This is a genomic window from Albibacterium profundi (assembly GCF_042159835.1).
Classification (GTDB): Bacteria; Bacteroidota; Bacteroidia; order Sphingobacteriales; family Sphingobacteriaceae; genus Albibacterium; species Albibacterium profundi.
Window position 1 is genome coordinate 1,177,479 of record NZ_JBBVGT010000002.1, and the last position, 13,496, is coordinate 1,190,974.

13 protein-coding genes are annotated in these 13,496 nt (G+C 39.6%); 4 read left to right on the forward strand and 9 right to left on the reverse strand.

Translation table 11 applies throughout. The annotated features are described in order from the left end of the window. Positions 1–16 precede the first annotated feature (16 nt). Genes meaB through WKR92_RS06640 form a run of 3 tightly spaced genes read right to left on the reverse strand, consistent with a single transcriptional unit; the run spans position 17 to position 1,415 of the window. Positions 17–910 carry a methylmalonyl Co-A mutase-associated GTPase MeaB gene (gene meaB, locus WKR92_RS06630; RefSeq protein WP_375557034.1) on the reverse strand — a complete coding sequence of 298 codons (894 nt, stop codon included), beginning with the start codon at positions 908–910 and terminating at the stop codon, positions 17–19. 2 nt (positions 911–912) lie between these two features. Then, positions 913–1,098, reverse strand: a complete 186-nt coding sequence (locus WKR92_RS06635; RefSeq protein WP_375557035.1) for a DUF6358 family protein — start codon at positions 1,096–1,098, stop codon at positions 913–915. Positions 1,099–1,100: 2 nt separating this feature from the next. Beyond that, complete coding sequence (locus WKR92_RS06640; RefSeq protein WP_375557036.1) at positions 1,101–1,415, reverse strand: rhodanese-like domain-containing protein; 315 nt, start codon at positions 1,413–1,415, stop codon at positions 1,101–1,103. Between the two features lie 267 nt (positions 1,416–1,682). Here WKR92_RS06640 and WKR92_RS06645 point away from each other — a divergent pair, with 267 nt between their 5' ends. Beyond that, positions 1,683–2,159: an Lrp/AsnC ligand binding domain-containing protein gene (locus tag WKR92_RS06645; RefSeq protein ID WP_375557037.1), complete on the forward strand. Its 477-nt coding sequence runs from the start codon at positions 1,683–1,685 to the stop codon at positions 2,157–2,159. 242 nt (positions 2,160–2,401) lie between these two features. Here the strand turns inward: WKR92_RS06645 and WKR92_RS06650 are convergent, their stop codons facing one another. Both WKR92_RS06650 and WKR92_RS06655 read right to left on the reverse strand, forming a co-directional pair. Next, entirely contained in the window at positions 2,402–3,388 is a 987-nt protein-coding gene (locus WKR92_RS06650) for a pyruvate dehydrogenase complex E1 component subunit beta (RefSeq protein WP_375557038.1), read from the reverse strand. An 88-nt stretch (positions 3,389–3,476) separates the two neighbouring features. Further along, positions 3,477–5,012 (reverse strand): glycoside hydrolase family 10-like protein, encoded by a 1,536-nt coding sequence (locus tag WKR92_RS06655; RefSeq protein WP_375557039.1) that lies wholly within the window; start codon positions 5,010–5,012, stop codon positions 3,477–3,479. A gap of 122 nt (positions 5,013–5,134) precedes the next feature. Here WKR92_RS06655 and WKR92_RS06660 point away from each other — a divergent pair, with 122 nt between their 5' ends. Continuing rightward, the gene (locus WKR92_RS06660; protein ID WP_375557040.1) at positions 5,135–6,076 is read left to right on the forward strand and encodes a DUF8428 domain-containing protein; all 942 of its coding nucleotides are present in this window, start codon (positions 5,135–5,137) and stop codon (positions 6,074–6,076) included. Position 6,077: 1 nt separating this feature from the next. On the opposite strand, the gene WKR92_RS06665 is transcribed toward WKR92_RS06660, so the two are convergent. The 4 genes from WKR92_RS06665 to WKR92_RS06680 all read right to left on the reverse strand — a co-directional run bounded on the left by WKR92_RS06665 (position 6,078) and on the right by WKR92_RS06680 (position 11,869). Continuing rightward, complete coding sequence (locus WKR92_RS06665) at positions 6,078–9,797, reverse strand: sensor histidine kinase (protein ID WP_375557041.1); 3,720 nt, start codon at positions 9,795–9,797, stop codon at positions 6,078–6,080. Positions 9,798–9,887: 90 nt separating this feature from the next. Then, positions 9,888–10,772, reverse strand: coding sequence for an ACP S-malonyltransferase (gene fabD / locus WKR92_RS06670; protein WP_375557042.1), 885 nt, complete (start codon positions 10,770–10,772; stop codon positions 9,888–9,890). A 15-nt stretch (positions 10,773–10,787) separates the two neighbouring features. Beyond that, positions 10,788–11,429 (reverse strand): GTP cyclohydrolase I FolE, encoded by a 642-nt coding sequence (gene folE / locus WKR92_RS06675; RefSeq protein WP_375557043.1) that lies wholly within the window; start codon positions 11,427–11,429, stop codon positions 10,788–10,790. 26 nt (positions 11,430–11,455) lie between these two features. Beyond that, a complete protein-coding gene (locus WKR92_RS06680; protein ID WP_375557044.1) occupies positions 11,456–11,869 on the reverse strand; it encodes a 6-pyruvoyl trahydropterin synthase family protein in 414 nt (137 codons plus the stop codon). A 94-nt stretch (positions 11,870–11,963) separates the two neighbouring features. Between WKR92_RS06680 and mqnB the strand changes: the two genes are divergently transcribed. Next, complete coding sequence (gene mqnB / locus WKR92_RS06685; RefSeq protein ID WP_375557045.1) at positions 11,964–12,602, forward strand: futalosine hydrolase; 639 nt, start codon at positions 11,964–11,966, stop codon at positions 12,600–12,602. A gap of 51 nt (positions 12,603–12,653) precedes the next feature. Next, on the forward strand, positions 12,654–13,496 hold the full coding sequence (locus WKR92_RS06690; RefSeq protein ID WP_375557046.1) for a menaquinone biosynthesis family protein: 843 nt from the start codon (positions 12,654–12,656) through the stop codon (positions 13,494–13,496).

The following is a 13,496-nucleotide window of genomic DNA, read 5'->3' on the forward strand; positions in this document are numbered from 1 at the left end:
ACACACTCTGATGAAATTAGTAATTAGCTGCAATAAAACGGTACAAATTAAAATCTGGTTCTTTGTTTTGTTCTTCTAATTTCTTGGCCAAAGCTATTTTGTCAATCGCTCTGACCTGTTTGTGTATTATAAGACGCCAAGCCCGTTCCGTCATGACAAGCAAAGCTTTCTCTCGGTCGATAATCAATGGACTTTCAATCCATTCGAACAACTCGTGTGTACCAACTTCTTCCTCTGCATTGGTTTTAAGAACTCCAATATTCTTATTATTCTGAAGCAACGCCTTTTTCAGAGACGAGAAGAAAAGATCTGCGCCCGGCCGATCAGCCTTATTTATCACAAACAAGTCGGCTATCTCCATAATGCCAGATTTAGAATGTTGAATTTCATCCCCACTCTCCGGCACCAAAACCACAACGACCCGGTCCGCTAGTCCAATAACATCCACCTCTGACTGCCCTACACCAACGGTTTCGAGAATAATGGCATCAAAATTCGAAGATCGCAAAAGGTCTACAATCTCGATTGTTTTGTAAGACAACCCACCAAGTGCACCACGGCTCGACAGTGAACGAATATAGACGTCTGGATGATTGAACAATGCTCCCAGTCGTATCCTGTCTCCTAATAAGGCGCCTTGATTAAAAGGAGAGCTAGGATCTACTGCTACCACTGCCACACGTTTCTTCTTTTTAACGTAATTTTCTACCGTCGCGCGAATTAGAGTACTTTTCCCCGCACCGGGTGGACCTGTAAATCCTATGACTGGTATTTCTGCTGATATCTTAACTTGCTCGAGTATATCCAAAGACATAGAATTATCGTTTTCCACCATGCTAATAGCACGAGCCAAAACCGAATAATTCCCCTTCGTAATACCATCTACATAATATGCGATATTAGGCTCCAAGACTACTTCCTATTAATCGATCGTATCTTCCTTAGCAAACGAACCTTCAAATAAATAAGCAGGGCTAGTCCAGGTACTATTCCTGCCAACAATATATACTGCTTGGTATTTATAGCGATAAAGCCACAGTATAAAAGTACCATTATCCCTACGTTGAGGAATGTGCTGTATAATAGTTTCTTTACCATAATTAATAAACAATCATATCAGGATCGAATTGATCCTTCCATGCAAGAATCCCCCCCTCGAGGTTCGCCAAGTTGGTATATCCCTGTCCTTCGAGCAGCTTAATAGCCTGTGCGCTGCGCTTCCCACTTCGACAATGTACAACAACCGGCTTATCCGTAGCAACCTTATCTTTTTCCAAGAGAATGTTAGCGAGGGGTATGTTGACGCCATTTAAATTAGATGTTTCATATTCAAAGGCTTCTCGAACGTCCACTAATTGAAAATCTTCATTGTCGTCAATTTTTTTCTTTAATTCATCTACTGTTACTGTCTTCATTATTTTTGGCTTTTTATCAAAGATATGTTTTTTATGTCCATTATTCTGCAACTAGAGAGACAAATACTTCTCAACCAACCGTATGTTCAAGCTTCATCACATGAACTTTCGGCGTTATAAATAAAATAATAATTGATATTACTCTCTTTTTTTATATTTTTGGTAAATCATCCTGTAAATTATTAAATTTATAATTTATAGAGTGCTTTAGTGCCAAATAATGGAATAATTACAGGAGTACAGAACCACCTTAGTAACCGTCAATTTATGGAAAAGAAAAATTCGAATTTTGAATTAGACAACTTGGATATTCAAATTCTATCGATCCTCATGAACGATGCATCAGTGCCTTACACAGAGATTGCAAAAAAGCTAGTTGTCTCGGGAGGCACAATCCATGTGAGGATGAAGAAAATGGAGGATTTAGGTATTATCCGAAGCTCAAACCTCACGATAAATCCTCAAAAGATTGGATTCGATATAACCGCTTTTCTCGGTATATATTTAGAAAGGGGTTCACAATACAATCATGCGGTTGAAGAGCTGCGTAAAGTGAAAGAAGTAGTCGAGCTCCATTATTGCACAGGCTCCTACAGTATGTTTGCCAAAATAATTTGTCGTGATACCGACCATCTTCGACAAGTACTTAACGAAGGCATACAAGGAATCAAAGGCATACAACGAACCGAAACCATTATCTCACTTGAAGAAAGTATCAGACGCCAAATCAGTCTTATCGACTAATTCAAACACAATAGTGGTTATCAGAACAGCTCGAAAATAGCTGTTTATTGAATATTTATTGCATTTCTTCACGTTCTTGTACAGATTCCTTACTCGTCGAAGCCGCAACTCTTTATCAAAGAATAGAAGTAAAATTAATCTAATGGCGAATATCATTTTAAATAAAAAGCTCGGTAACCTACCGAGCTTTCTATTTAAAATGATATAAAACTGAGAATTAGAACCCTTAAATCTTTTGCTTGTTACTTAACTTTATATAAAACTTCCTTAACAGCCTTAACCACCTTAGAAACAGAAGGCAAAGCCGCCTCTAACAAAGTCGGCGCGTAAGGAATAGGGACGTCTGCCGAAGTGATCCTCACAACGGGAGCATCCATATAGTCGAAAGCTTCGCTTTGAACCTTATAGGCTATCTCAGCTGAGATCGATGCTAATGGCCACGCCTCTTCGACAACGACTAATCGGTTTGTCTTTTTTATGGAGTTAAGAATTGCATTATAATCGATAGGTCTTACAGAACGTAAATCGATTAATTCAGCATCGATCCCTTCCTTCTCAAGTTCTTCTAATGCCGGAATCACAACTCTAGGCACCATTTTACCAAAACTTACGATGGTAACATCCTTGCCCTCCTTTACAATATTCGCTTTTCCAATTTCCAGGTAATACTCATCTTCCGGCACATCACCTTTGTCACCGTACATCACTTCTGATTCCATAAAAATAACGGGATCTGGGTCAATTATGGATTGCTTTAATAAGCCTTTAGCGTCGTATGGATTTGACGGAACTACTACTTTCAACCCCGGTGTGTTAGCATACCAGTTTTCAAAGTTTTGAGAGTGCTGTGCGGCAAGTTGCCCAGCATTTCCTGTCGGCCCACGGAAAACAATCGGTAGAGGAAACTGCCCACCACTCATTGAGTTCATTTTTGCTGCAGAGTTAATCACTTGATCTATCGCAACCAAGGAAAAATTGAAAGTCATAAATTCGATGATGGGTTTTAAGCCATTCATAGCAGCTCCAACGCCGATACCAGCAAAGCCGAGCTCGGCTATCGGTGTATCAATAATACGCTTCTCACCAAACTCATCAAGCATACCTTGACTCACTTTGTAAGCTCCGTTGTACTCAGCGACTTCCTCGCCCATTAAAAAAATCTTGTCATCTTTCCGCATCTCTTCGTTCATCGCTTCACGAAGGGCCTCTCTGAACTGTATTTCTCTCATATTATTAAGAATGTAAAGTCATATTCATGGAAGAGCAAATATAACGTTTATTTATGAAGTTTTGGTTTTAGTATAATGAAAAATAACGTTACGGGAAAAGTATTGTCTCAACGTTAGAATGGCCACTTTCGTTCTTCATTCGATCAATGCTCGTTATAACATAGGTGTAGCTAGTATTTTTTCGGACGGCATCGTCGGTGTACGTAGTATAACGGTTGTTATATGAGATATGGAGTATATTTTGCGGATCGTTTATATCGATCGGCTCGCCAGATTCGAAACGATAAATCACATAACCATACGCAGTATCACCATCAAGAGCGGAATCTGGCTTCTGCCAGTGAAGAGTAATCGCTTTCCCACCGGTTATTCGCAACGTCAAACCTCTTGGATTCAATGGCTTTATATTGTCAAGCCAAGGCATCGTTGGGGGCAAGGCTTTATACCTATAATGATTATATTGTAGAGAATCGCGAAAGTTTCTCAGGTTATTTGTTAATGACTTTGAGCTGAAAAAGATGCTCCCATTTACGTTTTCATTTTTTCTGAGATAATGAATTTGCCTAGAAAGTTGGTCTGGTTCTCTCCACCCCGTACCTCGCTCAGTTGCTCGATAAGCTGCTTGACCGATATATAAATGGCGACCGTAGCTATGCCCAGCCCACCAATCCAATAAAACCTCAAACGCGGCGGCTCTATAGTTAAACGGAAAGTAAAGTTGAGGACTATTATAGTCTACCCAACCTTCTTCTGTCCATTTTTTCGCATCTGCATATAATTGCCTGTAACCACTAAACCCAGCTGTTTCCGAACCGTCTGGGTGATCTCTTTTATTATCCCAGATTCCAAAAGGACTTACGCCGAATTTCACATAAGGCTTTACAGATTTAATGCTATCCGATACCCCTTTAATTAAGAGATTGACATTATCACGGCGCCAATCGTCGATTGATGAGAATCCTCGGCTATGATTATTAAATGTAGCTACATCAGGCAACGGGCTTTTAGTCGGATAAGGATAGAAATAATCATCGAAATGAACACCGTCGATATCGTATCCACGTACGATATCCATCACAACCGATGTTATGTATGAACGCACTTCTGGTAATCCAGGGTTAAACAGCTTTTTGCCTCCATAACTGAAAAACCACTCGGGGTGTCGATTGGTAATATGATCTCTGGCTATACTACTGCTATTGCTGAACGTAGCTCGATATGGATTAATCCAAGCATGTAACTCCATCCCCCGAGCGTGGGCCTCCTCAATGGCAAATGCTAGCGGGTCATAAGCAGGATTAGGCTCTCTGCCTTGAACTCCTGTTAAATACTCACTCCATGGTTCCCGCGACTTTGCATAAAGAGCATCTGCGGCCGGCCTAATCTGAAAGATTATAGCATTAATTCCCGCGCGTTGATGTGTATCAAAAATCTGTATGAGTTCCGCCTTCTGTTGGCCAACACTAAGCCCAGGTTTAGAAGGCCAGTCAATATTAACAACCGTCGCAACCCAAACGCCCCTAAACTCACGCTTAGGCATTAAACCACTTTGTGCCGTCGCGGTCAAATTAGAAAAGACAACTAAAAACAGACAAATAAGTATTCTTAAACTATTTTTACCCATATGTGAAATTTTATACGAGCCAAAGATAACTAAAGCTCTAATTAACAACGAAAAATGACTCCATTTATTTGGAACAATTTTTGCTTCAGTCAATTACAGTTTTCAAACGACGGTACTATGCTATGGAAATAAAGAACGGGAAATTAATCCTAGATGACGAGAAAGCGCAGGACGAGAAACCAAAAAATTCTAGTAAAATATATTTTTTTATTCTTGCTATAGTTGCTTTGTTAGCAACAAACGCATATTATGCAATAAGATATAAAAACTTGGGCAAACAAGTCGAGGTATTAAATTCAGAAAAAAGTCAGCTTGAAATAGAAATAGACCGCATCGAGGCTGAGTTGAACCGCGTTACTGGCGAAAATCTGGAATTAGCTGCTGAATTCCAAGAAGAGCATGATTCTGCTCGAGCGCTTATTGCAGAACTCAGAAGTCAATTAGATGCCGATCCGAACATTAGTCAAGACGATTTGTTAAAAACTCAGCAGGAAATCAGAAGACTACGCTCATTGGTGGAGCAATATAGCACTGACTTGGAAAGCCTAAAAGATGAAAACCGTGAACTTTCAGCAGAGCGCGACAATCTACAAAATTCTATCAGCAGTATAACGGAACGCGTTGGCGAATTGGAAGCCGAAAATAGTGGGCTCGAAGAAATGGTTAAATCCGCGTCAGTTTTAAAAGTTTCTTCCATGAATATTACGCCGCAGCGCGCAAACGACAACGAACAATCTGATGCGGAAACACGAGCAAGAAGAACAGACAAATTCCGAATACACTTCACGATCGCTAACAACCCTTTGGCGGCAACCGGTACTCATACTATTTATTATAGAATAACAGAGCCTAGCGGGAATCTTCTTACCGACGGGAGTATCTTTGAGGTTAATAACGAAGAGATTCAATACACGGAAGCAGGCATAATTGATTTCCAAAACGATGGCAAACAACATTCGATCGAGTGGGAGCCGCAGGACTATAAATTCCAAAAGGGAACCTATACAGTTATTCTATATACAACCGAAAGTATTTTGGGTAGAGCTGCCATCGTACTAAAATAAATTAGCGATTCTTGATCGGCATTGTAATATAAAATATTGTACCGACGCCCTTCTTCGTTTTAAAAGTAATTGTGCCTTTCATGGTTTCAATAGCCTGCTTTACGAAGGCTAACCCCAGTCCCGTTCCAGAGCTCTTCGTTGTAAAGTTAGGCTGGAATATTCTATCTCTAACTAACTCATCTATTCCTTTCCCAAAATCTTGAAACGTTATAGTTAAATAACCCGGCCTTTGTATCTCTACCATAATTCTAATTCTACACTGAGGTTTTCCTGCCGCCGCCTCGATTGAGTTCTTGATCAAATTATTGAACGATCTAAGTAATTGGTCTTGATCTCCATGTACTAGAACTTCACGGTCTTCTCGCACGACCAGCTCAATATTGATCCTCGGATTATCACTATATAAATCAATTGATTTTTCTATCATATCGATGATTTTGACATCATCTAGTCTAGTATCAGGCATTTTAGCGAAATTGGAGAATTCGGAAGCTATGCGGTTTAGGCTTTCAATCTGCTCTATAAAAGACTTCGTAAACCGATTGAATTTCTCATCAAAACGCGGATCTTGTTCCTTCCAAGAACGTTCTAATAATTGTACTCCGAGCCTTAAGGGAGTTAAAGGATTTTTAATTTCATGTGCCACCTGTTTTGCCATTTCTCTCCAAGCAGATTCACGCTCTGATCTCATAATCTGATCGGCACTGTTATCTAACGCAACCAGCATATTATTATACTCTTTAATAAGAGACCCTATCTCATCATTACGCTTCCAGAATATTGGCTCATTCTTTCTACCAATATTAGTTTTAGCAAGACTCTTCTGGACCATCGTTAGTGGTGCAGTTATCTTGTTGGCAACGAAAACCGCGAAAAGTCCTAATATCACTAAAACTAGAGCATAAACGTTAATAATCGTGTTGAGCAATAGCCCAACTTGTTGATCGAGGTCTTTTTGATTCGAATAGTAAGGCATGCCTAAATAGGCAATTATTTCGCTTTTCTCGTTCCGAATAGGGGTGTAGGCTATTAAGAAGACTAGTTCGCCGATATTCTCGTGATGAACAAACTCTTCACGTTTATAATCGTGCATATTTAGCCATGCATTGGCATTTATATATCTTGATATAAGTCCCAAGTCAAAAATTTTACGCTGAGTACTATACAGAATTTCTCCGTTTAGATCATATAGATTTAATTCTATCGCGTTCATCTCTGCTGCAGCGCTAAACTGCTGCTCTCCATCCAACGATTCTATACCTTGATTTCCAGCAGCAAATTGCGCTTCCATTCCTCTAGCTACTTGAGATATTTTTCTGATCATTGTGCTCTCTTGACGATCCTTATATTGCCCGCTTAGACTAAAGAATGAAATAAAACCAACGATAACCAATGTGCCCACTACGGCTAATACAACAAAGGCTTGGATACGCGTGCTATATAGAACCCTGTTCTGTAATATCATTACAGACCAACGAAAATTCCGAAGACTAAAGTCATAGTCGCTTAAAACAGAGACAACCCATTGGACGGTGTAGAGTAGAATAGAAAAAACTAAAAAGACTAAAAATAAAAAGGATAGAGAAGCCAACTGCTGCCAACCACTTTGGGCTCGGCTGCTCAGTATTAAAAGGTCATTCCCATTGGGGCTATTAAAAATATGATTATATCCTTCCGAAGTATATTGCATATATTTCCCTGCCTCGGGAGGCGAAAAGGTAGTTGAAATTGGATACTTGTAAGCTCCATGTTGCGTTCTTAAGACGTCTTGATTATAATATGCATAAGAATAATTTTCATACTCATTAGGATTGTCTACGCTACCCGCAAACAATAGTTCAAGCGAAGACGTATATCTCCCTAATGATTTATTTTTCAACTCAATGAGATAAGTACCGATCACTTCATCATCATGACGTACAGGCAACAGGGCGAAATAGTTTACATGCCCGATATTGTGCGATAGACGATAGAAATTCTTGGAGATCTTTCGTGAACCACTAATAACTCGATCTTTATAATAGGTAAACTTAGAAATTGCATCGGCGTTGTTTAATGCAGAATCGACAGAGATAGCATAACCGTTGAATTCATATTTAGTGAGGTAGCCCCCCAAATATACATTCCGGAGCTCTTTGGCTAATTGTTGTTGATCTTTCCGGTTATATAGGAAATAGTTGATTAATGTCTCGTCGTTAACGATTTCTTCTTCTATTTCCATAAACAACAGCACTGCGTCGGGGTCTTCCGAAGACTCCAGCTTTTGTAATGCAATAAGTTGTTTGCTCTGATTTTTTATGTTTTGAAAGACGCTTTGTTTTAAAGACGCAATTCCAGCAAATAGAAAAAGAATCACAACAAACAGTGCGAGATTAAATCGATTATTGATATGAGCTGTCCAGCTCTTCAGAAAAACGATTGCTATGAACAAAAATGTGGATATCGTTAATTCGTCTAATCTTAATTTCAAGGAAAGACAGAGCAATACGGTGATAGCAGAAAAAAGGAATAACTCCTTTTGGGTCATCTTCAAACGCTTAATAACTGATATGATAGCTTCGAGAAGAAGATAAAGACAGAATAATACTAAGCAAAGTAGAATAATGCCCGACCAGCTGTAGATATTGAGATTTAACAGATTATTTACCTCAAAACTTATACTGGAGTCTACGACGAGGCTTTCGAAAATGTAAACTGCGACCTCGCAACAAAAATAAAGTACCGCACCGGAAAGCAAAAAAGCGAGTATTTGAGTCAATCGCGATGTCTTCTCTCTATCTTTGAAAAGACCTAGATCAAACCGACAATAGTAAATATAACATATTATCCAAGTTGCAGCGATAACGTGTAAAGCCAAAGAACCTAATGAAGGCAGAATTTCACTTGAAGCATAGACTCTCGGATCAAAGAACCCCGAATAAAAGTTTTCGGCCAGCCACTGTGTTTTTAGATCGAAATAACGCACCCCAAAGAGATATATCGCTAATAAAACTATCGAAAGTTTAACAAAGCCTTTTTTTGCGATCCACGTGCATATTGAAGTCATCAATACAGTGGCCGTAAAGACAAAGAGCAGCCACATAATCAATTCTAAGCGGGAATAAAATGTATTGAAGGTACTCGACTTAAGTTTCAACGATAACAAATACTGTCCGTCGCTATTGCGCAAGTTATAGACAAAACGGTCGCTATAAGAAGCAACATCCAAATTTGGGCTCGTAATTAGATCGGCAGAAAACTCGTTCACTAAATATCTGTTGGACAACGCATAATTTGCCTTTATTGGAATCAAACAAAGTACAGAGAATCCACCGGAACTTTTTTTACGTGCTTCATACCAACCATTGTTCCATGAAATCACGCTGCTGCCTTCACGGATGCCTGCGTCTGACCTCGGGACAATTTGCTCAGAGCCCCAGAACACTAAGTCATTGTTCGCATAGGTATATAAATAGATATTCTGCTTGCCCCCTAAGTCATTGATAACAAAATCTTTCAATCGATAATCATCTTCAATTGACCTCAATTGATCTAGGAATGTTGGATCATCAAACAAGGACTCAACAACCGACTCCTTCCTGTGCAAGTTTTCCTCAACTTCATTTCCGTCAATAAGCAGTATCTCTTTCTCTTGATATGTTAGGTTTATCGTTATTGCTGTGCCCGCAAAACAAAGTGTTAGCAGCAGAAGAAGAATTCGTATCTTTAATATATTATTCACTCAGGTAAGATCAGTTCACATAAAAGTAATAAAAAAAGCTCCACAGAACTAAAAATCTACGGAGCTAATAAATATTCTATCGAGTGGCTTTTATAATGTCGCTGCAGAAGTATCTGCTTTCCTGTCTACTTTTTTAACTAGCCCTTGGAGTACATTTCCGGGTCCCACCTCAATAAATTTCGTTGCACCGTCTTCAATCATTGCTGACAGAATCTGAGACCATTTAACCGGTCCAGTAAGTTGTTCTATCAGGTTGCTTTTGATTATGTCTGCATCTATATATGGTCTCGCATCTACATTTTGATATATTGGACATATCGGCGTATTAAATGTTGTTGCAGCGATAGCCTTCTCCAATTCAACACGAGCCGATTCCATTAATGGCGAGTGGAAAGCCCCACCAACGTTTAACTTTAAAACCCGTCGTGCGCCGGCTTCCTCTAAAAGCTCACATGCTCGGTCGATACCCGCAATGCTACCGGAAAGCACGAGTTGTCCCGGACAGTTATAGTTAGCAGGCACAACCACGTCACTTACTCGCTGGCAAATATCTTCAACGATAAAATCATCCAATCCTAATATTGCAGCCATTGTCGAAGGTTGTATTTCACAAGCCTTCTGCATAGCATTAGCTCTCGCAGCCACCAATTTCAAACCAGCCTCAAAATCTAAAACACCTGCGCTTACCAAGGCAGAAAACTCTCCCAGTGAATGTCCCGCAACCATGTCTGGCTTAAACGAATCACCTAGAGCCTTAGCCAAAATGACAGAATGTATAAAAATGGATGGTTGAGTAACCTTTGTTTGTTTCAACTCTTCATCCGTTCCGTTGAACATGATGTCGGTAATTCGAAACCCAAGAATTTCATTTGCTTGCTCAAAGAGGTCCTTGCTCTGGATGCTATGATTATAAACATCCTGACCCATTCCAACAAATTGAGCTCCCTGACCGGGGAAAAGATACGCTGCTTTCATAATCTAGTAATTCGTTTAATCTAAACTTGCCGTTATTAATCTTAAAAATTCGTTCCTTGTTCGTTCCTTCGCAAACTCGCCTGTAAATGCCGATGTTGTGGTGACTGAATTCTGTTTTTGCACGCCACGCATCGACATACATAGATGCCGACACTCCATAACAACAGCTACGCCCAACGGCGCCAATGTATTATGAATACAATCTCTGATTTCATTAGTTAGTCTTTCTTGTACCTGCAGACGCCGCGCGAAGGCATCAACAATACGAGGAATTTTACTTAAACCAACAATATGTCCATTTGGAATGTAAGCTATATGCGCTTTTCCAAAAAAGGGAAGCATATGATGCTCACATAAAGAATAAACTTCAATATCCTTGACTACAACCATCTGACTATACTCTTCCGCGAACATAGCACCTTTAAGTATTTCTGCGGGATTAATATCGTACCCGTGGGTTAAAAATTGTAAAGACTTAGCCACTCTCTCGGGGGTCTTCAGCAAACCTTCGCGTTTTGGATCTTCTCCTAAAGCAGCTAAAATATCCCCATAATGATCTGCAATTCTATTGACCGTATCGACATTATATCGATCGATCTTCATATATCCCTCTGTATCGGCTTGCTCAACAATGATTTCTTTGTCTGTTTTATCCATTTTGTGTTGTCTAAGCTGTGTTACGTTTATTTACCAAAGTATTCGATAAAATTATTCTCTGTTTCACAGAGCTTAATAGAATGGAGTGTAGCACCTTCTTCTTGTATCTTCGGTGCCAAGATATTAAATATCTCGACAGCCATTACCTCGGTTGACGCCATCTTGCCCTGCATAAAATCTACGTCTATATTAACGTTCCTGTGATCAAGTTTGTCTATTACCTCTACTAAGATAATCTCCTTTAAAACCCTTAAATCAATTAAGAACCCCGTTTCTGGATTAATATCACCTTTTACTGTGACAAACAATTCATAATTGTGCCCATGCCAGTTAGGGTTAGAGCACTTTCCAAAAACTTCCAAGTTCTTGTCCATTGACCAGTCTGATCGATACAGCTTATGGGCAGCAGAAAAACGTTCCCTTCTTGTAATGTGAATCATAGTGCAAAGATACTATATTGAACCGAATATAGCCGGCGATTATCCATTTTTCAGAAATTCTGCCTTATATTGTATATTCGCCATAAGTTATATAATGAAGATACTGATTGTTGCTGCTACCGAATTTGAAGTTTCAGCTTATCACTCCAAAATCAAGGACGATAAGCTCCCAGTTGATATTATAATCACAGGGGCAGGCATGGTCCCTACTGCATTTAAACTGGGTCAACATTTCGCAACGGCAGCCTATACTTATGACCTAATCATTAACGTAGGTATAGCAGGGAGTTTTCGAAGAGACATTAGGCTAGGAGCAGTCGTGCGAATTAACAAAGACCAGTTTAGCGAACTAGGAGCCGAAGACGGGGATGATTTCTTAACATTCGAAGATATTGGGTTAGGGGAAAGTCAGTACGTTGACAAGTTGCCCGAGACATTCGAAAGGTATTCTTCTATAAGCAAACTTGAATCCTTCAAGGGAGTTACCGTAAACACAGTACACGGGAACAGTAAAAGTATAGAAACATTCACGAGCCGCGTCGATGCAGACCTAGAGAGTATGGAAGGAGCCGCAGTATTTTATGTTGCCAATGCACTAAATATACCTGTCTTGCAAGTAAGATCAATCTCAAATTACGTGGAAACCAGAAATCGAGACAGCTGGGATGTACGCCTCGCGATTACTAATTTGAATAATTGGTTACTTAATCTAACGAAGGACATCTATGATTAGCATTCACGGCTAAGACAACGATTATAGCTTTACTATTTAAACAATTGATAGATGACATTAACATTAGGATTCTCGCCGTGCCCCAACGATACCTTTATTTTTGACGCACTGATTCATAAAAAGATCGACACCGCCGGTCTTGATTTCGATGTAGTGTACGAAGACGTTGAAACTCTCAACAAGATGACTTTTGACAACCATCTTGACATCACAAAGCTGAGCTTTCATGCATTTGCATTCGCTTTGAAGAATTACGCTCTTCTTGATTCAGGGAGTGCTTTAGGTCATGGAGTGGGGCCGTTGCTTATTACTGCGGACGAAAGCCGTACACCGGAATTTGTGCTTGAACACGCACCAGAACTGACCGTAGCGATACCAGGAACGTACACGACAGCTAATTTTCTCCTAAATCTGGCGTTCCCATTGTTGCAACAGAAGAGGGTCCACCTCTTCTCAGACATAGAGAATGCAGTTTCGAATAACAAAGTCGACTTAGGTTTAATTATCCATGAATCTCGTTTTACTTATCAAAGAAAAGGGCTATATAAGGTACTAGATCTTGGAAATTTTTGGGAGCAAAAAACAAATTTGCCAATCCCTTTGGGTGGGATTGTAGTTAATAGGCGTATTGACCCTGAAATCCAGTATAAGATAAATCACCTAATTCATCAAAGTATAGAATTTGCCTTCCAAAATCCAAAATCTAGTCTCGACTTTATAAAAAGTCATTCACAAGAAATGGAAGATGAGGTGATTTCAAAACACATAAACTTGTATGTAAATGATTATTCACTTGGTTTAGGTACGTCGGGTCGTGAAGCTGTAACTAAACTATTTGAAGAAGCAAGGTCTTTGCAAGTGATTCCTGCCTATCAAGAAAATATTTTCGCTTGA